18 protein-coding genes are annotated in these 18,952 nt (G+C 65.0%); 6 read left to right on the top strand and 12 right to left on the bottom strand.

The features are described from left to right. Positions 1-74 precede the first annotated feature (74 nt). Positions 75-1,250: a 4-hydroxybenzoate 3-monooxygenase gene (gene pobA, locus WFP39_RS05845; protein ID WP_336918270.1), complete on the top strand. Its 1,176-nt coding sequence runs from the start codon at positions 75-77 to the stop codon at positions 1,248-1,250. A gap of 9 nt (positions 1,251-1,259) precedes the next feature. On the opposite strand, the gene WFP39_RS05840 is transcribed toward pobA, so the two are convergent. From WFP39_RS05840 to WFP39_RS05820, 5 genes are all read right to left on the bottom strand, one after another. Continuing rightward, complete coding sequence (locus WFP39_RS05840; protein WP_336918269.1) at positions 1,260-3,017, bottom strand: DUF8021 domain-containing protein; 1,758 nt, start codon at positions 3,015-3,017, stop codon at positions 1,260-1,262. An 11-nt stretch (positions 3,018-3,028) separates the two neighbouring features. Then, complete coding sequence (locus WFP39_RS05835; RefSeq protein ID WP_336918268.1) at positions 3,029-5,143, bottom strand: PQQ-dependent dehydrogenase, methanol/ethanol family; 2,115 nt, start codon at positions 5,141-5,143, stop codon at positions 3,029-3,031. A 114-nt stretch (positions 5,144-5,257) separates the two neighbouring features. Continuing rightward, a complete protein-coding gene (locus tag WFP39_RS05830) occupies positions 5,258-5,758 on the bottom strand; it encodes a MarR family winged helix-turn-helix transcriptional regulator (RefSeq protein ID WP_336918266.1) in 501 nt (166 codons plus the stop codon). Further along, positions 5,755-6,195, bottom strand: coding sequence for a MarR family winged helix-turn-helix transcriptional regulator (locus tag WFP39_RS05825; RefSeq protein WP_336918265.1), 441 nt, complete (start codon positions 6,193-6,195; stop codon positions 5,755-5,757). Before WFP39_RS05825 ends, WFP39_RS05830 begins: the two co-directional genes overlap by 4 nt. 200 nt (positions 6,196-6,395) lie before the next feature. Beyond that, positions 6,396-6,563: a hypothetical protein gene (locus WFP39_RS05820; RefSeq protein WP_336918264.1), complete on the bottom strand. Its 168-nt coding sequence runs from the start codon at positions 6,561-6,563 to the stop codon at positions 6,396-6,398. A gap of 179 nt (positions 6,564-6,742) precedes the next feature. Here WFP39_RS05820 and WFP39_RS05815 point away from each other — a divergent pair, with 179 nt between their 5' ends. Further along, the gene (locus WFP39_RS05815) at positions 6,743-7,444 is read left to right on the top strand and encodes a pirin family protein (protein WP_336918263.1); all 702 of its coding nucleotides are present in this window, start codon (positions 6,743-6,745) and stop codon (positions 7,442-7,444) included. Positions 7,445-7,480: 36 nt separating this feature from the next. Here WFP39_RS05815 and WFP39_RS05810 read toward each other — a convergent pair whose 3' ends face one another. Genes WFP39_RS05810 through WFP39_RS05795 form a run of 4 tightly spaced genes read right to left on the bottom strand, consistent with a single transcriptional unit; the run spans position 7,481 to position 12,136 of the window. Continuing rightward, a complete protein-coding gene (locus tag WFP39_RS05810) occupies positions 7,481-8,677 on the bottom strand; it encodes an ABC transporter permease (RefSeq protein WP_336918262.1) in 1,197 nt (398 codons plus the stop codon). Beyond that, the gene (locus tag WFP39_RS05805) at positions 8,677-9,402 is read right to left on the bottom strand and encodes an ABC transporter ATP-binding protein (RefSeq protein ID WP_336918261.1); all 726 of its coding nucleotides are present in this window, start codon (positions 9,400-9,402) and stop codon (positions 8,677-8,679) included. The genes WFP39_RS05810 and WFP39_RS05805 overlap by 1 nt, the downstream gene beginning before the upstream one ends. 11 nt (positions 9,403-9,413) lie before the next feature. Continuing rightward, on the bottom strand, positions 9,414-10,730 hold the full coding sequence (locus WFP39_RS05800; RefSeq protein WP_336918260.1) for an efflux RND transporter periplasmic adaptor subunit: 1,317 nt from the start codon (positions 10,728-10,730) through the stop codon (positions 9,414-9,416). Beyond that, positions 10,730-12,136: an efflux transporter outer membrane subunit gene (locus WFP39_RS05795; RefSeq protein ID WP_336918259.1), complete on the bottom strand. Its 1,407-nt coding sequence runs from the start codon at positions 12,134-12,136 to the stop codon at positions 10,730-10,732. Before WFP39_RS05795 ends, WFP39_RS05800 begins: the two co-directional genes overlap by 1 nt. Before the next feature lie 260 nt (positions 12,137-12,396). Here WFP39_RS05795 and WFP39_RS05790 point away from each other — a divergent pair, with 260 nt between their 5' ends. Genes WFP39_RS05790 through WFP39_RS05775 form a run of 4 tightly spaced genes read left to right on the top strand, consistent with a single transcriptional unit; the run spans position 12,397 to position 15,854 of the window. Next, positions 12,397-13,425, top strand: coding sequence for a HupE/UreJ family protein (locus tag WFP39_RS05790; protein ID WP_336918258.1), 1,029 nt, complete (start codon positions 12,397-12,399; stop codon positions 13,423-13,425). Further along, positions 13,425-14,384, top strand: a complete 960-nt coding sequence (locus tag WFP39_RS05785; RefSeq protein ID WP_336918256.1) for an MBL fold metallo-hydrolase — start codon at positions 13,425-13,427, stop codon at positions 14,382-14,384. The genes WFP39_RS05790 and WFP39_RS05785 overlap by 1 nt, the downstream gene beginning before the upstream one ends. A gap of 22 nt (positions 14,385-14,406) precedes the next feature. Beyond that, positions 14,407-15,240, top strand: a complete 834-nt coding sequence (locus WFP39_RS05780; RefSeq protein ID WP_336918255.1) for an XdhC family protein — start codon at positions 14,407-14,409, stop codon at positions 15,238-15,240. A gap of 5 nt (positions 15,241-15,245) precedes the next feature. Continuing rightward, positions 15,246-15,854 (top strand): nucleotidyltransferase family protein, encoded by a 609-nt coding sequence (locus tag WFP39_RS05775; protein WP_336918254.1) that lies wholly within the window; start codon positions 15,246-15,248, stop codon positions 15,852-15,854. Here the strand turns inward: WFP39_RS05775 and WFP39_RS05770 are convergent. The 3 genes from WFP39_RS05770 to WFP39_RS05760 are packed head-to-tail and all read right to left on the bottom strand — an operon-like array spanning position 15,838 to position 18,951. Then, positions 15,838-16,653, bottom strand: a complete 816-nt coding sequence (locus WFP39_RS05770; protein ID WP_336918253.1) for a nuclear transport factor 2 family protein — start codon at positions 16,651-16,653, stop codon at positions 15,838-15,840. The two genes, WFP39_RS05775 and WFP39_RS05770, sit on opposite strands and share 17 nt — an antisense overlap. Positions 16,654-16,663: 10 nt before the next feature. Next, complete coding sequence (locus WFP39_RS05765) at positions 16,664-17,494, bottom strand: HAD-IIA family hydrolase (protein ID WP_336918251.1); 831 nt, start codon at positions 17,492-17,494, stop codon at positions 16,664-16,666. Further along, positions 17,491-18,951, bottom strand: coding sequence for a biotin carboxyl carrier protein (locus WFP39_RS05760; RefSeq protein ID WP_336918250.1), 1,461 nt, complete (start codon positions 18,949-18,951; stop codon positions 17,491-17,493). Before WFP39_RS05760 ends, WFP39_RS05765 begins: the two co-directional genes overlap by 4 nt. Position 18,952 lies beyond the last annotated feature (1 nt).

The following is an 18,952-nucleotide window of genomic DNA, read 5'->3' as shown; positions in this document are numbered from 1 at the left end:
GGCGAGTTTGGCATGGGCATTGGCCGACGCGCGCCGTATCTCTCCGGGCGGCACAAGCGGGAGAGACGCGAGACATGAAAACCCAAGTCTGCATCATTGGCGGCGGCCCGGCGGGCCTTTTGCTGGGCCATCTGCTCCATGCCGAGGGCGTCGAATGCGTGGTGCTGGAACAGCGCACCCCGGAATACGTGCTCAGCCGAATCCGCGCGGGCGTGCTGGAGAATATCACCGTCAGCCTGATGGAACGGCTGGGGCTGGATTCCCGTCTGAAAGCCGAGGGCCTGCCGCATGACGGTTTCAACCTGGCCGATGGCGAACGCCTGATCCGCATCGACATGGCCGATCTGGTGGGGGACCATGTCTGGGTTTACGGCCAGACCGAAATCACCAAGGACCTGATGGATGCCGCGCCGCAGCGCGGGCTGCAGGTGATTTACGAAGCCGAGGGCGTGGCGCTGCACGATGTGGCGGGCGATGCGCCCTATGTCACCTATCGCCTGCCGGGTGACGAGGATGATCGCCGCGTCGATTGCCGCTTCATCGCCGGGTGCGACGGGTTCCACGGCCCCAGCCGCAAGGCGATTCCCGCCAATGCCGGCACGGCTTACGAACTGGTCTATCCCTTTGGCTGGCTGGGCATTCTGGCCGATGTGCCGCCGTGCAATCACGAGTTGATCTATGCCAATCACGAGCGCGGATTTGCACTGGCGTCAATGCGCAGCCCCACGCGCAGCCGCTATTATGTCGATGTGCCGCTGACCGACCGGGTGGAGGAATGGAGCGACGACCGCCTGTGGGACGAGCTGGCCATCCGCCTTGGCCCGGAAGCTGCCGCCAACATCACGCGCGGCCCGGCGATCGAGAAGTCGATCGCACCGCTTCGTTCCTTCGTATTTGCGCCGATGCGCTATGGCAGCCTGATCCTGTGCGGCGATGCCGCGCATATCGTGCCGCCCACCGGGGCCAAGGGGCTGAACCTGGCCGCATCCGATGTGCATTACGCTTCCGAAGCGCTCACCCGTTTCTTCAAGGCGGGCGATAACGATGCGGTCGCCGGATATTCGGACAAGGCGCTGGCCCGCGTGTGGAAATCCGAACGCTTCAGCTGGTCGCTGACCAAGCTTATGCACCGCTTCCCCGAAGGCGGCGCGTTCGAACGTGCGATGCAGGTGGCGGAGCTCGATTACATCGCCAACAGCCGCGCCGCGCAGACGACGATTGCCGAAAACTATGTGGGGCTGCCGGTCTGACCGGCACCCCTAACGCGGCCGCATCCCATAGGGCAGTTCGCTGGTGAAAGCTTCCAGCCGGGTGATGCGGCCGTTTTCGATGCGGCTAACCTCGACCACTTGATAGGTGAGCGGGTAGCCGGTGCCATCGGTTGTCGGAATGTCCTCGAAGAAGCGCAAGGCGACAAGGCCGCGCGCTTCGTCCACGGCCAGCACTTCGCGGTCGCGCACCGCCTCGATGCGCTGCAGTGGGGGGGAGCCGAAGGCGGCGGCGCATCCGCTCACGCCTTGGCCGTTGACCAGCCACTGGCAATCATTGGCGAAAATATCGGGCGCGGCGGTGGCGCGTGATCCCAGCGCCTCCATGAACCGTTCGGCCACCGCCACCATTGCGGCGCGAGGGGTGCGGGCGCTTTCGGGCAACACGGCGAATTGCGGCGCAGCGGTCGGCTCGGCAAAGGGCGGGCCGTAATTGCTGCGCCGGATCAGCGCATCCACGCTGCCCACCGCCTGACCATCGGCGGCCACCGTGAAGGCGGCCCAGGCGGGCTGGCCGTGCTCCTCGATCCGGCCGATCCACACGGCCTTGCCGGTGTTCGCGTCAGCAATAACCAGCGGGCTTGCGTCCACCGCGGTAATCCCGCGCCAGATGCTTTCGCCCACGCGGATGCCGACCGAGTTTTCGGAATAGCCGACGCGGGGTGCCCAATAGACATCCTCCCATCGGTTGCCGGGCATGGCGCTGGCGACCGAACGGGCGAGATTGTCGAGGCAGGCCGTGGTGCAATCGAGCGGATCGACGAAGAAGCGCGGCATCGGCTCCGCCTCGCTCCAGAACGGGTTGTGCATGAAATAGGGCACATAGGTGAACACCGCTTCCACCCGCTGAATGGCGGCATTGCGGATGCGGAACGCCTCGATCAACGTGATGGAATTGGGCCATTTCAGCGCGGTCATCATCTCGCGCCCATTGGTGAGCAGATAGCGATCCCATTCATTCGCATGGTCGAAAAAGCCGCTGGCCACCACCACGCCGCGCTGTTCGTCCACCAGCGGCAGAGTGCGGCGCACGCGCTTGTTGATCCTGTAGAGGCCCAGTTCAAACTGCTCGCGGCACCCGCTGGCGATATTGGCCGCGCTCTGCTGCTGGCCGGGGACGGGGGCGGTGGTGGTGATGCCGTTTTCGAGGCGCGAACAATCCTCGGTGAAGGGGGCAAAAACCTGCCCGTCATTCAGCTCCACCGTGTCGAAATAGGCGTCCGCAATCGCCAGCATCCTCTCGCGCGGTCGGCGTTCCTCTTCGGGGAGCACTTCATAGAACTCCGCGAAGTGCTCCATGTTCTGCCAATCGCCAAAGGGCGCGGGCAGGGAAGTGCGGCGGTGGACGACGCTTTCGATCTCGTCGATCCGCCCGCCCTCGACATGGATGCGCACCGCGTAAAAGGCGGCGTGATCGTTCTCGCGCACCGATCCGAACCAGGCGGCGTGCCCGGTCGTCTCGTCCGCCACGGCAAGGCCGTTATCGTCGACATCGACCACGGTGCGCCACAGGCCGGCGCCGACGGGCAAGACGACATTGTTCTCGGTGAACATCACGCCGGGCGCAAGCGGCAGGGCGGCCGGATCGCGCGCCTCCAGCGCAGCCATATGCGCGCGGACATGGCCGATCAGGCATTCATACAGGCACGACCGATCGGGCACTGCGCTTGCCTCGCCCGGAGCCTGCGCCAGCGTGGGCGATGCGGTGCTGAGCAACAGGGCAGCGGCGGCAATCTTTGTCCGATTCATGTCTCTCTCCTTCACCGATGCGCCCCGGCGCTGGCATCGGCATAATCCTCGTTCGCCCGCGCAATCAGGAAGGCGTGGATGGCGTTCGCATCCGCCTCGCTCAACTGCCCGCCAAAGCCGATCATCCCGCGCTCGGCCAAGGTGCCGCGCAGCACGATATCGGCAAACTGGCTACGCGTTTCTGCCGTCATCCAGCGCAGGTCCTTCATCCCGCCCACCGCATTGGGGCCGTGACAGCGCGCGCAATTTTCGCCGTAAAGCTCGCGCCCGCGCGCCACCATATCCTCACCCGCAGTCAGGAAAGGCGGGCGCGGCAGGGTGCTGGGAGGTGGAGGCGGCGGAAGCGTCACCCCGCTGGCACCCAGCCGGAACACCAGCAGCTTGGCGGTGGATGTCTGGAACGACCCCAGATTATACACCGGCGATCCGCCCCAGCCGGCATTGATCGCGATATATTGCACGCCGCCCACCATATAGGTGATCGCGCCCGCCACAGGGGCCTGATCAATGTCCATTTCCCACAATTTGCGGCCCGTATCGGCGGCATAGATTGCCAGCGTCTTGTCGATCGTGCCCTGAATCACGAGGTTGCCCGCCGTGGCCAGCACGCCGCCGCTGCCCGGCACGCGGTAATTCACCCGCCACGCCTCGCTCTGCGTGACCGGGTTCCAGGCGAGGAGGTAGCCTTTTTCCTCGGCCCGCGCCTGTTCCATCAGCCGGGCGCGCAATTCGGGCTGGTTGCGGCGCTGCTGGCCCGAATTGCTGCGGTGGTGGACGTAAGCGAATTCGCCATCCTCTGCCCGCGCATAGACATCGCCCTGTTCCTGCGCGCTGAAATAGACAAGGCCCGTCAGCGGGCTGAAGGCCATCGGATGCCATGTGTGCGCGGCAAGCCAGCTGGGGCTCATCAGATGCGGCGTTGTGGTGTTGTGCGCGCCGGCTTGCAGGACGGGGCGGCCGGTCGCCATGTCGATATGGCTGGCCCAGGTGTTGACCGAGACATAGCTTTGCGCGCTCAGCAATTCTCCGCTCGCGCGGTCGATCACATAGAAAAAGCCGTTCTTGGGCGCCTGCATGATGACCTGCCGGGTGCGCCCGCCGATTTGCAGGTCGGCCAGGATCATCGGCTGGGTACAGGTGTAATCCCAGTCCTCTTCGGGCACCATCTGGTAGTGCCAGACATATTCGCCGCTGTCGGCATCAACCGCGACGATGGAGCAGAGGAACAGATTGTCGCCTTGGCCCTGGCTGCGGAAATGCCACATATGCGGGGTGCCGTTGCCGGTGCCGATATAGACGAGGTTCAATTCGGGATCATAGGCAAAGGCATCCCATGCGGTGCCGCCCCCGCCATAGCGCCACCATTCGCCATGCCATGTGGGCAAGGCGATCTGCATCGCGCTGTCGCTTGCCTCGCCATCGGGGCCATCCGCCGGATTGCCGGGGACGGTGTAGAACTTCCACAATCGTTCGCCCGTTTGCGCATCGTAGGCGGCGACAAAGCCGCGCACGCCGTAATCCGCGCCGCCATTGCCGATCACCACCTTGCCATCATAAACGCGCGGGGCGCCGGTGATCGAATAGGCCTCTGCCCGGTCGAAGGTCTGGACGCTCCAGACCTCCAGCCCCGTCGCGGCATCGACCGCGATCAACCGCCCGTCGAGCGCGCCGATGTAGATCTTGCCGTCCCATGCGGCGATGCCCCGGCTGGAGGGGCCGCAGCAGGCCAGCCGCGCCCATTCGGCGCCAACCTGCGGATCGTATGTCCACAGCTTCTCGCCCGTGGCCGCGTTATAGGCGGTGACGATGTTGTAGATGCTTTCGTTATACAGCACGCCATCGACCACCAGCGGCGTTGCCTGCACGCCGCGCATCGTGCCCAGATCATCGAACCAGGCAAGCCCCAGCTCCCCCACATTGCCATCGTTGATCTGGGTGAGCGGGCTGAAGCGATCCTCGCCCCAATTGCGCCCGTGGCTCATCCAGTTGGCGATGTTGGCGGGGGCATCGGGCGCAATCATCCGTGCGGTGGAGACGGCGGCGGGGCCGGATGCTGCGATGGGCGTGATCGGCAGCGCGGTATCAGGGCCGGGCGCGGTGCAGGACGCCAGCAGCAGAGCTGCCAATCCACTTGGCCAAACACCCTTTGCCTGCACCGTCCCCTCCATCACATCCCCGAAGCTATCGCTAGCGTGAAAGCGGGGCGCATCACAAGGCGCAGTTTGTCGCAAGGTTTGCCGCTATTCGCCCGCATCCTCCTGCGGCGCATCCACCCGCGCGATAATCCGGCCCAGCATGTCGTGCAGCATGGCGCGTTCGGCGGGATCAAGGTCGGCCAGCACATGGTCGCGCAGGCTGTCATAGACCGCGAAGATATCCCGCAAGGCCGCTTCGCCCGCCGGGGTGATCGAAAGCAGGTTCACGCGCCGGTCGGCCGGATCGGGCGCGCGTTCGACCAGCCCCTCGCGGCTGAGCACGTCGATCATCCGCGTGACGGTGGCCCCTTCCAGCCGCAGCCGCCGCGCCACATCGCTTTGCGATTTGGGATCGGGCATGTTCATGATCGCGGCCAGCGTCTCCATGCGCGAGGCGCTTTGCCCGATGCGCCGCAGCCGTTCATCCAACTGCCCGCGAACGGCGCGGACGGTCAGGATCAGCCGCACCATCAGCGCGATGTCGGGCGTGGTGCCACCGGCGCGGTAGGTTTCAAAGCCGCTCGTCGCCTGTTCCTCGCCGCTCATTCGCATCCGCCTTCATTGCGTGCCGCATTCAGCGCCAGAATTGCCGTGTCGAGCAGGGCCGTGAGCTGCGCCATGCCGTCCGGTCCCAGCGCTTCGCGCAAGGGCGCTTCAATCCCGGTCACCGTGGCGAACATGGTTTTCACCTGCGCGTGTCCTGCGGGGGTGAGTTCCAGCAGGTTGCGCCGCCGGTCGGCCGTATCACGAACGCGTCTGATGAAGCCGCGCGTTTCCAGCTCGTCAATCAGCCCGACCAGACCGGGCCGGGTGATCCCGGCCAATGCAGCCAGATCGGCCTGCGATCCGCGCGGGTTGGCCTCCACCAGCGCCATCACGGTCAGCGACCCTGTTGGCAGGCCAAAGGGTTCCGACACGTTGAGCGAAGCGGCGTTGAGCGCGTTGCGAAGCAGGCGCACGCGCGGGCCGACCGATCCGTCCAATATGCCCCAATCCAAAATCCGTACTCCCGGCGCGCAGGCCCAGCAGGGTTGCTGCGAGGCTCCGCTATGGCGCGGCGGGCAATGCCCTGCAAGGGGCGGTGAGCACCTGCGATCCGCGCAGTTCGTCCGCCTGTGTCAGCCGGCCCTGTCACCCGGCCCTGTCACCCGGCCCTGTCACCCGACCATGTCACCCGGTGATGTCACCGGCCCATGTTCAGCGCCAGCACCCCCACGGCACCTGCCAGCCCGATCAGTGCCAGCATGATGCGCACCGGATCAGCCTGCCGGTGCTGTCCCCGCCCGTGCAGCGTCCGGCTGGCCCGTGCCGGTATGGCCGGATCATCATGTGCGGCGTTTCTCTCGCCCATCGTCTGACCCTCGTCCCCTTTTTGACAGACTGCCACACGGTCTCCCGGTGTCAAGCTGAGGACATATCGGGCGGGGGATTGCCGCTGGCATACCGGCCAAGGGCGGGTCTTTTGCAAACGATTTGCAATACCCATCTTGGGCGGGAAGCCGATCAGGCAAGCAAGAAAGGATCACCCCCATGATCGATATTCGCCGCTTTGACACACTGGGCAAGGCCGATCACGGCTGGCTCAAGGCCAATTTCCATTTCTCCTTCGCGGACTATTTCGACCAGCGCCGCATGCACTGGGGCGCCTTGCGCGTCTGGAACGATGACATCATCGCGCCCAGGACCGGCTTCCCTCCGCATCCGCACGCGGACATGGAAATCATCACCTATGTCCGCAAGGGCGCGATCAGCCACCGCGACAGCCTCGGCAATCAGGGCCGCACCGTGGCGGGCGATGTGCAGGTCATGAGCGCGGGCACTGGTATCACCCATGCCGAATACAATCTGGAGGAGGAGGAACTCCATTCCTTCCAGCTGTGGATCCTGGCCGATCGCAAGGGCATCCCGCCGCGCTGGGGCGAAAAGCAATTCCCGCGCGAAGCACGCGACGGCCGCTTTGCCGTGCTCGCCAGCGGGCGTGACGAGGTGGAGGACGAAGGCGCACTGCGCATCAACGCCGATGCCCGCGTGCTGGGCGCAACGGTCAAGGCGGGCGAGCAGGTCACATACGATCTGGGCGGGCGCAAGGGCTATCTCGTCCCCGCCACCGGCAAGGTCGAAATCGAAGGCGAGATCGTGAATGCCCGTGATGGCGCGGCGCTGGCCGATATCGCCACGCTGACAGTGAAGGCGCTGGAAGACGCCGAGCTGGTGCTGGTGGATACGAAATAAGGCGGCGGCCCCTTCTTGCGCGAAGGGGCCGCACCCCTATTCGTGGCGCAGCGCCTCTATCGGGTCGAGCTGGCTGGCGCGGCGGGCGGGGAAATACCCGAAGACGATGCCGATCAGCGCCGAAATGACAAAGCTGATGATGTTGATCGCCGGGTCGAACACGAAGGTAAAGCCGAATACGCTCGACAGGCTGTAGGACAGCACAAATCCCAGCGCGATCCCCACCAGGCCGCCAAAGCAGCACAGCACCACCGCCTCGGTCAGGAATTGCAGACGCACCTCACGCGCCAGCGCGCCGATGGCAAGGCGGATGCCGATTTCGCGCGTCCGCTCGGTCACGCTGACCAGCATGATGTTCATGATGCCGACCCCGCCCACCACCAGGCTGATCGCGGCAATGGCGGCGACCATGATCGTCAGCGTACCGACCGTGCTCGATACGGTTTCGTTGATCTGCGCGGTATCAACGATGTCGAAATCGTTCGCCTGCCCCTCCAGCAGCACGCGCCGCTCGCGCATCAGGTCAACCAACGCGCGCGTCATCGTCCCGCTGTCGTAAACGCTGTCGTAACTGACCGCCATATAGCCGATATTGTCATTGCCGGTGAACCGGCGCTGCACATTGGTGAGCGGCATGAAGATCGAATTGTCATCGTTGCCATTGCCGCCTACCGATCCGCGGCTGGCGAACAGGCCGATCACCTGACAGCTGACATTGTTCAGCCGCATCCGTTCGCCCAGCGGGCTTTCGCCGGGCAGGAACAGCTCCTTGTAAACTGTCGGGCCGATAATGCAGACATTGGAACCGGCGGCCATTTCCGCGTCGGTAAAGCGGCGGCCTTCCTCCAAATCGATGCCGCGCGCGTCGAAGAAGTCGTTGTTCACGCCTTCGACCTTGCTTTCCCAATCTTGCCCGTTGTAGATCGCGACAACATTGGTTTCCACCTGTCCGGCGACGGATCGCACCCCGGCAATCTGTTCGCGCACAGCCTCCACATCGCGTTCGTCAAACGGACGGAACTGGCCGCGTTCGCCCTGAATGGGAAAAACGAAGAACACGTTGGAGCCGAGCGAGCTGATCTGTTCCTCGATATCGGCGGTCACCCCGCGGCCCAGTGTCACCATGGTGATCACCGCCGCCACGCCGATGATAATGCCCAGCGTCGTCAGGAAGCTGCGCATGATGTGGCGGCGAATTTCGCGAAAAGCGAGCAAGAGCGTGGTGCCAAACATCAGTGCTGCACCCCCGCCGCATGTTCGTGGGAGAGCGAACCGCGCTCGATCCGTTCGACCAGCCCGTCCTTGAAATGGACGATCGTCTTGGCGAAAGCGGCCATTTCCGGCTCGTGCGTGACCATCAGGATGGTGATCCCTTGCGCGTTGAGTTCAGCCAGAAACTTCATGATTTCCACCGACCGTTCGGAATCGAGATTGCCCGTCGGCTCATCGGCCAGAAGCACTTCGGGATCGGTGACAAGCGCGCGGGCAATCGCCACGCGTTGCTGCTGCCCGCCCGACAATTCCGCCGGAGTGTGATCCGCCCAGGGGCCAAGCCCCACCCGGTCAAGCGCGCGCATGGCGGCCGCGCGCCGTTCCGCCTTGCCCATGCCGCGATAGAGCAGCGGCAGTTCCACATTCTCCACCGCCGTGGTGCGCGCCAGCAGGTTGAAGCCCTGAAACACAAAGCCGAGATAGCGGCGGCGCAGCAGGCTGCGCTGGTCGCGGTTGAGTGTTTGCACTTCGGTGCCGAGGAAGCGGAACACGCCCGATGTCGGCACGTCGAGACAGCCCAGAATGTTCATCGTGGTCGATTTGCCCGAACCCGATGGCCCCATCACCGCGACGAAATCACCGCGAAGGATGGCGAGGTCCACGCCCTTCAGCGCCTGAAACGCCGCCTCGCCCGTGCCGAACGTCTTGGTGATACCCTTCAGTTCGATGATAGGTTGTTCGCTCACCGCGCCATGCCTCAATTCTTGGCGGAACGGATGGCAGTGACAACCTTCATGCCAGGCCGCAGTTCATCCGATGTGACCGCGGTATATCGGCCATCCGAAAGCCCGGTGGTGACGGTTATGGCGCGCAAGGTGCCGTCCGCTTCGAGAACGTGCACGAGGCGGCGGCTGCCCGCATTGATATTGGCGCGTGCTTCCTCGCGCTCCAGCCCGAACTGTTCGCCACCGGGGCCGATCTGCACGCCGCCTTCCTCGTCCTCTTCTGGCGGCTGGAACCGCAGCGCGCCATTGGGGACGACAAGTTGCGGCGCGGTGCTTTCGGTGGCGATGGTGGCGGTGGCGGTCATGCCGGGGCGCAGCAGGCCGTCGGCATTGGCAACTGTCAGCCGCGCCTCATATTCGACCACGGCGTTGGTCTGCTGGCCCTGCGTAGCGGTGGTGGCGATATTGCCGGATGCCAGATCGATGCGTTCCACTTGTGCGGGGAACTGGCGGCCGGGATAGGCATCGACTGTAAAGGTGGCGGCTTGACCGGCCGAGACCTGGCCCACATCGGCCTCGTCCACCTTCACACGCAATTGCATCACCGAAAGATCCTCGGCCAGCACGAACAGGGTGGGGGTGTTGAAGCTGGCGGCCACGGTCTGCCCCGGTTCAACCTGCCGGGCGAGCACCACGCCCGAAACGGGACTGCGGATCACGGCACGGTCCCGGTTGGTGAGCGCAGTGGAAAGCGAGGCCTGTGCGGCCGCCACATTGGCCTGCGCCGCCGCAACATTGGCGCGGCCGCGCAGCACCGCGCCTTCGGCGGCTTCCAGTTCCTGCAAGGATGGCACGCGCCCGCCCGACAAGCGGTAGACTTCGCGCAGGCGATCAAGCTGCGCCTGATCGACATTCAGCGTGGCGCGGGCCTGTTCGACCTGCGCGCGCGCGGCGTTCACATTGGCGCGGCCCTGCATGATCTGGTCATTGATCACATCGGTGTTGATCCGCGCCAGCACTTGTCCGCGCACCACCACGTCGTTCACATCGACCAGCACTTCGTCAATCCGGCCCGACACTTCGGAACCGACCTCCACCTGATTGGTGGGGCGCAGATTGCCCGTGGCGGTGACGACCAGATCAAGGCTGCGCGTGGCGACCTCCTCGGTGATGTAATCCGGGCCTTTCTCCTCCTGCCCGAAGATCGCCCAGCCGATCGCCGCCAACACAAGCACCAGCGCGGGAATCCACACAATACGACGCTTCCAGAACGGCTGCTTGCCCGTGCCGAGGAAATCCTCGATATTCTGCCCGGAAGTCGGGCCGGAGGGTGTAACGGTCTGGCTCATCACGGCGTCCTGTCATTCTGCGCGGGCAGAGAGGTGAATGTCGAACTGCGCGGGTCCCATCCGCCGCCCAGCGCCTGGGTCAGACGGACAAAGGCCGATGCCCGGTCGGCCTGTGCAGCGATTTGCTGGTTGCGGGCGGACAGCAATTGGTTTTCTGCGGTCAGCAGATTGCGAAAATCGGTCAGTCCCGCTTCGTACTGGCTGCGGGCCAGCAGGGCGGAATTATTGGCGGCCTCCACCGCTTCGGCGTTGATCGCCACGCGCTCACTCGCGCTGCGCTGATCGACGGCGGCACTTTCCACCTCCTCCAAAGCTTGCAGCATCGCCTGTTCCCACGCGGCGAGCGATCCGCGCGCGGCGGCCCGCGCACTGTCGACCTGCGCGGCGGTGCGCCCGCCATCAAAGATCAGCTGGCTGACGCTGGCGACCACTCCGGATGTGATGACATCGAACAGATTGCCGATACCCAGCGCATTGGTGCCGATATTGCCGGACAAGCGCAGCAGCGGAAACAGTTGGGCGCGCGCCACGCCAATTCGGGCGGTGGCGGCGGCAAGGCGGGCCTCGGCCCCGCGCACATCGGGACGGCGGCGCAGCACCTCTGCCGGTGCTTCGAACCCGGCCAGTGCAGCCGGTTGCGGCACCGGGGCCGGGTTGGCGGTATCGAGCTGCACCAGCACGCGGCCCGGAGCCTCCCCCACTAAAGTGGAGAGCGCATTGGCCGTGGCGGCAAGGCTGCTTTCCAGCGCGGGGATGGTCGCGGCGGTGGTGGCGCGCTGGGCGCGGGCCTGTTCGACATCAAGGCTGGAGACAAGCCCCGCCTGGTTGCGCCAGCGGGCGATCTGGAGATTGTCCTCCTGAAAGGCGAGGGTCGAGCGGGCAATCGCCAATTGCTGCGCCAAGGCACGCGCATTGATGGCGGTCAGCGCCACCTGCCCCGCGATCACCCGTTGCAGATCGGCCAGCGAATAGCCCGCGGCCAGCAATTCCGCCTCAGCCGCCCCGATATTGCCGCTGATCTGGCCGAACAGATCGGCTTCCCAACTGGCATCGAGGCCAAGGCCGAAGGCGAACTGATCGGGCGCGTTGTCGCCCAGATCACGGCTGGTGCGCCCGCTGGCGGACAGCACGGGCAAAAGTGCCGAGCGCGCTTGCACCAGAGAGGCGCGCGATTGGTCAAGCCGTGCGGCGGCCTGCGCCAGATCGCGGTTGTTGGCAATGGCCTGTTCCACCAGATCCGTGATCAGCGGGTCGTTGAGCAGCACCCAATAGGCCGTTAGGTCAGTTGTGGCAGCGCCCGCTTGAGCCTGCGACCATTCATCCGGAACGGCGAGCGAGGATTGCGGCGGCGTAGCCTGCGGAGTGGCGCATCCGGCCAGCAGCAGCGCCAGCGCGCCCAGCGGCACGATACCCCGCCGGGCGCAATCGCCTGCCCTGTTTCTGAATTCCCCAATCACCCGCAATGACCCCCCGATGTCTTGCGCCCAGCTCTTGCCCTGCAACTTGGCTTGCCGCAAACGCTCTTTTCCCGGCCCGATGCCCCCATCATTCAACACTGAACTGTATGAACCTGCGCTTTCAATCCATGTCCGGCCTGCAAAGAGCACAGGCTGTGCTTGCCGCGCGCCTTGCCCTTTTTTGGGCGCTTCTGTTCCTTTCTGTTCCCGTGCAGGCCCATCCCGCGCCGTTCAGCTATCTCGACCTCGATATCCATCAGGACCGGATCGAAGGCACATTGACCGTGCACACGATTGATCTGGCGCATGAATTGCAAACCGACGAACCGTCCCTATTGCTCGACGAAACTGTGTTGTCGAGGCAATACAGCCAAATTGGATCAATTCTTGGCCCCCGCCTGTCTATCGGTGGAGGCGATCTGCCGCCGCTTGAGTGGACGGGCATTGCCAGCGCCGCCAGCGATGATGCGGTGCGGTTACGCTTCGTGATCCCTGCCGCAGCCCCGCCCGCGCTGGACGTGGCGGCGAACCTGTTTCCCTATGATCCGCAGCACCAGACCTTCGTGAATGTGCGTGAATACGGGCAATTGGTGCAGCAGTGGATTCTCGCGCCGGGCGATGGGCCGCGCACGCATTTTGCGGGCACGGCGGCGGGCGTGCTGGCGGTGCTGGGCACATTCATCCCGGCGGGTGTGCACCATATCCTGATCGGGCCCGACCATATCCTGTTCGTGATCGGCCTGATCCTCTTGGGCGGAAGCTGGCGGAGGCTGGCGCTGATCGTCACCGCCTTTACTCTCGGCCATTCGGTCACGCTGTCGCTGGCGGCATTGGGCCATGTGGTGGTGCCCGCCAGCATTGTGGAGCCGCTGATTGCGTTGTCGATTGTGGTGGTGGGCGCGGACAATCTGCTGCGCGCGGGCGAAGTGGAAAAAACGCGCGATCTGCGCCCGCTGTTTGCGGTGATGTTCGGCCTGATTCACGGCTTTGGCTTTGCCTATGTCCTTGCCGATTTTGGCCTTCCGCAGGCGCAACTGGCCTGGTCGCTTTTCGGCTTCAACCTGGGGGTGGAGATCGGGCAGCTTGCCATCGTGCTGGTCGCGGTGCTGATCCTTGGCGCGATCCGCCGCCGCAACGAAGCGGCCGCGCGACGGGTTGCGACAATTGGCTCGCTTGCGGTGGTGGCGGCGGGTGCCTATTGGTTCATCGAGAGAGTCTTTTTGTCGGGAGGGGCATAATGAAACGTATCGCGGTGCTTGGCGCCATTGTGGTGAGCGGCCTTGCCGCAGTGGGCGTGACCGCGCAGGGCCTACCCGGCATTACCGAGATCGAGCACGTCAACGGACAGGTCTACAAGATCTTCGGCGCGGGCGGGAACACGGTGGTGTTCGTGCGCGAAAACGATGTGGTGCTGATCGATACCAAGCTGCCCAACAGCGGGGAGGCGATCCTGGCCGAAGTGCGCCGGGTGACCGACAAGCCCATCGGCATGATCATCAACACACACTCGCACCCCGACCATATCGGCTCGAACAACCAGATGAAGGAAATGGCGGGCGGCAATGTCACCGTGGTGGCGCAGGCCAATACCGCGCGCCGCATGATGGCAGGCGGCGGCCCCTTTGGCCCTTCCCATGTCGATACCGAATTCACCAATTCGCTCACCTTGGGCGAAGGCGCCGACCAGATCGTGCTGCATTATTTCGGCGCAGGCCACACCGATGGCGATGCCTTTGTGGTGTTCCCGGCGGCGCGCACGATGATGGCGGGCGATATCTATGCCTGGCACATGAGCCCGCTGATCGATCCGGGTTCGGGCGGATCGATGCTGGCATTGCCCACCACGCTCACCCGCGCGCTCTATTCGGTGAAGGGCGTGGACCACGTGATCCAGGGCCATGGCGGGGTGTCAACCTGGGCCGAATTCCGCAGCTTCGTGCAGTTCAACCGCGCGCTGGTGGCGCAGGCCGAGGCGACCGCACAGGCGGGCGGCACGCCAGAGGATGCGCTGGCCGCGCTGCAACGCGCACCCAGCTTTGCCATCTTCCTCGATCATCAGCTGAAGCCGGGTCTCGAATATGGCGGCACGCCGTGGAGCCGCGCGCTGATCAACCTGCGCGTCGCCTTCCAGGAACTGCGCGGCGAGGAGCCGCAGCTGATCATGGGTATTCAGGACCCCAACCAGCACCAGCACTGATTGACATGCGGCGCGCGTTTTCATGATTCACGATGACCGCGCCGCCCTTCGTGCCGCCTGCCGCCCCGGCGTGGGCCTGTGCACAATCGTCGGGATTGAAGGCAGCTTCTCACGCCGCCTAGGGGCGCAACTGGCCGTGGCCCCGGATGGCACAATAACCGGCAGTCTGGCCGATGGATGCCTTGAACGCCAGCTTGCCGCCGAGGTGCTGGCGGGCGGGGAACGGCGGGTCATGCGCTTTGGCGCGGGGTCGCCGCTCATCGATTTTCGTCTGCCGTGCGGCGGCGGGCTGGACATCCTGATCGACCCCGCCCCTGATCATGTGGCCTGCGCCAAAGTTGCTGATGCGCTCGACCGGCGGGAAGCGGCGAGTCTCAGCCTGCGGCTCGGCCCCCTGGAACAGCGGCAATTCGTTCCCGCGCTTCGGCTGTTGCTGTTTGGTGAGGGGCCGGAACTGGATGCGCTGGCCTTGCTGGCGCGCACGGCGGGGCTGGCGGTCGAGACCTTCAGCAAGGACAGCGGAGCGGACGGCCTTTCATTGGGCCACGCGCCGGTTGGTGTTTCGGTGGACACATGGTGTGCGGTGATCCTGCTGTTTCACGATCACGAATGGGAACAGGCGATCCTCGAATGGGCGCTGGCAACACCGGCCTTTTTCATTGGGGCGCAGGGCGGCGGCCCGGCGCGGGCGCAGCGGCGCACCCGGTTGGTGGCTGCCGGGGTGGAGGAAACGCAACTCGCCCGGATCGCCAGCCCGATCGGCATTGTGCAGCACAGCCGCGAGCCGGTGGCGCTGGCGCTGTCCATCCTTGCCAGTGTCGTGGGCGAATATGAAGCGCTGCATCCCCATGCGTGAAGCCGATGCCCTGTTGCCCGCCCACTGACACCGCGCCGCTGGTCGCGGTGCTCGCGGCGGGGGCTGGGACGCGCTTCGGTGCCGAAGGCTATGGCGCGAAGCTCGACGCGCGCTTGGCGGGAAAGCCGGTGGGGCAATGGGTGCTGGATGCCGTGGCGGCGGCGGGCCTTCCCGCAGGTATCATCGTGGTGGGGCAGGAAGCTCCCGCTTTTGCCAGCGCGAGCGGATGGCCGCTGCTGGTCAATTCGCGCGCTGCCGAAGGGCTGGGCACTTCGCTGGCGCTGGCGGCGGGGCGCGCGCTGGCGCAGGGGCGGGCGCTGCTTGTGCTGCTGGCGGATATGCCGCTGGTGGAGGCGGAGTATATTGCCCGGCTCGCCTCGGCAAAACCCGGCGCGGCAACGCTGTATCCATTGGGCAAGCGCGGCGTTCCCGCCTGCCTTCCGCTGGCTCTGCTGCCGCAGGTGGCGGCACTAACCGGAGATCAAGGGGCGGGCGCGCTGCTGGCGGAGGAAAGAGGCCTTGCCCTGCTGGAACCGCCCGCTGCCATGCTGCTGGATATAGACCGGCCGGACGATCTGCCCCGCGCCGCTGCAACCCTTACAAATCGCGGCTGAACACCGGCTCGCCCGCGCGCTCCACGCCAATATGGCGGATCAGGCCGTCCCGCAGCGTGTAGGTGACGTGTACCCGGACATCGATCCATTCGCCTTGGCTTAGGGCACCGACCACGAAATCGGGCGCATCGGTGATGGCGGTGAAACGGCTCGTGCAATCGACCACCAGCCTTTCGTCGCTGGCGTCGAGGGCATGGATCGTCAGTGTCTCGCGCACCGAGCGGAACATGGTCGAGTAGAAATCCACGATCCCTTGTGCGCCTTCGATCCGGCCGACCGAAGAAAGTTCGAGCACCACATCATCGGTGTAGAAGCGGCGGAAACGCTCCGCATCGCCATTGGAAAAGGCGGCGGCATAGGCATGGTAGGCCGCGATCTGCCCAGGGTGGCCGCCCAGGCGCGGTGCCTTGGTAACGCCCTGTTCGGGAGGCCAGGCCATCGTGGTGAGCCTTGTCACCTTTCCTTCACCGTTCAGGTCATAACGGGCAAGAAACTTAACCGTTATAGTGTCTCCCGGCATCAGGGGGCCGAACGGAAAGTCCGGGCGCGGCGCGTGGCAGTGAAAATCCATGTCGATATCGGCAAAGACTACGTCGGCTTCGCGCACATAGCGCTGCAGGCGCGGACATTCGCGCACGCCATCATGCGCCCAGGCGAGGAAATCCTTCATCCCCTGCTTGCCGTGCCGCACGCCCGATGCGGAATGCATGGCGCAATCCTCGGCAAAGAAGCGCTCCACCAGCGCGTCGTCATCGCCGGTCAGGAAGCAATCGAGGTAGGCAAGGTAATCGAAGGTCATGCGCGGCAGACTATTCGAGCCCGCAGGCCGCCGCCAGTTCGCCGATATTGCCGATCACCAGATGCGGTTCGCGCGCCGGGGGCTGCGCGGCCCATTCCTCGGCGCTGGTGCTGCCGCTTGTCACGGCGATGCCAATCGCCCCGGTGGCGCGCGCCATCTGCATTTCGGCCACCGCATCATCGCCCACCACGCCGACATCCTGCATCGCCACGCCCAGCGTTTCGGCAATCACTTCCATCGCGTGCCGGCTGGGCTTGCCGCAAGGTTCCGGTTCCACCCCGGTCACGCGGGCAATCGCGCCGTTGATCGCGCAGGAATAGCCGAAGCTGCGCCCTTCCTTGGTGGCAAAGAAAGGCACATCGGAGGCAGAAAGCAGCGCCGCCCCGTCCAGCACCCGTTCGCAGGCAAGGTGGATGTGATCCATGACGCAATCGGGATGCCATGCGACATAGACGGCATCGGCGCTCTTCGCGGCCTCATCCCCCAGCATCGAGCAGGTGACGCCCAGTTCGGTGAGCGCCTCGGCCACGCTGGCCAGCCCCAGCACGAGCACATTGGAATAGCGGCGCGCCAGCATGACCTTGGCCGCAACCGAATTGGGGGTGAAAAGCTGCGCATCGGGAATGGGCAGGCCCACATCGCGCAGTTTCGGCCCCTGCACGCGCGACGGATAGGCGCTGCCATTGGTCAGCGCGATCCACGGAATGCCGCGCCGGTTGAGATCCTCCAACGCCTCTGCCGCGCCGGGAATGGCGGTGTAGCCGCCCAGCTTGCGGTTCGACAGGATCAGCGTGCCGTCGAGGTCGAACATGAAGCCCTTCGGCTGGCGGGGCAGGGTCATGCCGAAACCTCCAGCTTGAAATCGCCCTTGGCAATTTCAAAGCCGGTGACATCGCGCCGCTTCAGGACTTCGCGCACGAGGTTCATCACGGCGACGGTATCGGGATCGTATTCGCGCGGTGCCGGGCCGGCTTCCATCATGGCGTTGACCTGTTCGGCGGGCATGGTGGCGCGCAGCAGGAATTCCTCGTCCGACAGGTTCTCGCCAATGCGGCTGCGCAGTGTTTTCAGATCGGCCATGCCGGTTTCGGCCTGCAATTCCTTCGTGCGCGGATTGGCCATGATCCGGTCCATCACCTCCGGGTCAACCGGCGCGTTGGGCCGCCCGAACTTGCCCAGCGCAAAGCGGATGATCTCGTCCGGGATTACCGCCCAGCGTTCCTTGCCCGTCACGTTCATCACCGCCTGCGTTTGCAGCATCTGGGCAAAGGGCGTCATCACGATGGGCCAGCCCAGTTCCTGCCGCACGCGGCCAATCTCCTCGATCACCGCACCTTCCAGATGCGGCACGCGCTGGTCGGCCAGATGGCGGCGCATGGTGCCGACCATGCCGCCGGGCAAATTGTGGTGGAAATAGGCCGCGTCAAACGCCATCGGGCGGCCGGTGGGAAGCCCTTCGGCCTCTGCCACCGCGGTCCAGAAATCGGCCACTTCCTGCGCTGCCTCGTCATCGATGGGCACATCGTGTCCCTGAGCGCGCAAATTGGCGATCATGCGCGTGATCGGGGGATTGCTGGTGCCATCCGCCGCGCCGCCACTGGCACATTGCACCGCCGACACGCCCAGATCCGCCGCTTCCAGACAGGCAGGCTCGGCAAGGCCGATGGTGCAGTGGTTGTGCAGTTCCAGCTCCTTGTCGCCAATCTCGGCCAGGATAGCCGGGATCAGCGTCTGCGCCCGCTTGGGCGTGAGCAGGCCGCCGGGATCCTTGATGTAAAGCGCGTCAATATCGGGGCTGGCCGCCATCAGTTTGGCTGCGGCCGCGTAATGCGCATCGTCGTGAATCGGGCTGATCGAGAACACCAATGCGCCCACCACCTGTTCGCCGCCCGCGCGCTTGACCAGTCTCGCGACTTCGACATTGCTGGCGGCATCGTTCATCGGATCGGCCAGCGCAAAGCGGCGAATGCCGTTGGTGGCCAGCGTGCGGAATGCCAGCTCCATGAATTCCGGCGTCGCGGTTTCCCAAGCGATGAAGCGGAAGCCCGTGGACAGGAATTGCAGCGGCGTGGTCTTGCAGATGTCCGCCATGGCGCGGATGCGTTCCCACGGGTTTTCCTGCTTGTAGCGCACCGCCACGCCCATATGGGTGGAGGTGGTGAAGTCGATCGCCTTGTAACCGGCGCGTTCCATCGCGGGCGCAATGGTCAGCGTCTTGGCGGTGTTGACCCCCAGCGCGCCCCACAGGCACTGGTTGCCATCACGCAAGCTGGTTTCGACAATGCGGATCGTTGCCATG

This window comes from Alteraurantiacibacter lauratis, assembly GCF_037154155.1.
GTDB classification, from domain to species: Bacteria; Pseudomonadota; Alphaproteobacteria; order Sphingomonadales; family Sphingomonadaceae; genus Alteraurantiacibacter; species Alteraurantiacibacter lauratis.
Note: the sequence above shows the minus strand (reverse complement) of the source record. Positions and strands in the feature narration are given on the sequence as shown.

What these genes read in the sequence shown, in the direction of transcription:
- pobA (WP_336918270.1), top strand. Translation starts at nt 75, where the DNA reads ATGAAAACCCAAGTCTGCATCATTGGCGGCGGCCCGGCGGGCCTTTTG.
- WFP39_RS05840 (WP_336918269.1), bottom strand. Translation starts at nt 3,017, where the DNA reads ATGAATCGGACAAAGATTGCCGCCGCTGCCCTGTTGCTCAGCACCGCA.
- WFP39_RS05830 (WP_336918266.1), bottom strand. Translation starts at nt 5,758, where the DNA reads ATGAGCGGCGAGGAACAGGCGACGAGCGGCTTTGAAACCTACCGCGCC.
- WFP39_RS05820 (WP_336918264.1), bottom strand. Translation starts at nt 6,563, where the DNA reads ATGGGCGAGAGAAACGCCGCACATGATGATCCGGCCATACCGGCACGG.
- WFP39_RS05815 (WP_336918263.1), top strand. Translation starts at nt 6,743, where the DNA reads ATGATCGATATTCGCCGCTTTGACACACTGGGCAAGGCCGATCACGGC.
- WFP39_RS05810 (WP_336918262.1), bottom strand. Translation starts at nt 8,677, where the DNA reads ATGTTTGGCACCACGCTCTTGCTCGCTTTTCGCGAAATTCGCCGCCAC.
- WFP39_RS05800 (WP_336918260.1), bottom strand. Translation starts at nt 10,730, where the DNA reads ATGAGCCAGACCGTTACACCCTCCGGCCCGACTTCCGGGCAGAATATC.
- WFP39_RS05785 (WP_336918256.1), top strand. Translation starts at nt 13,425, where the DNA reads ATGAAACGTATCGCGGTGCTTGGCGCCATTGTGGTGAGCGGCCTTGCC.
- WFP39_RS05780 (WP_336918255.1), top strand. Translation starts at nt 14,407, where the DNA reads ATGATTCACGATGACCGCGCCGCCCTTCGTGCCGCCTGCCGCCCCGGC.
- WFP39_RS05775 (WP_336918254.1), top strand. Translation starts at nt 15,246, where the DNA reads ATGCCCTGTTGCCCGCCCACTGACACCGCGCCGCTGGTCGCGGTGCTC.
- WFP39_RS05770 (WP_336918253.1), bottom strand. Translation starts at nt 16,653, where the DNA reads ATGACCTTCGATTACCTTGCCTACCTCGATTGCTTCCTGACCGGCGAT.
- WFP39_RS05765 (WP_336918251.1), bottom strand. Translation starts at nt 17,494, where the DNA reads ATGACCCTGCCCCGCCAGCCGAAGGGCTTCATGTTCGACCTCGACGGC.
- WFP39_RS05760 (WP_336918250.1), bottom strand. Translation starts at nt 18,951, where the DNA reads ATGGCAACGATCCGCATTGTCGAAACCAGCTTGCGTGATGGCAACCAG.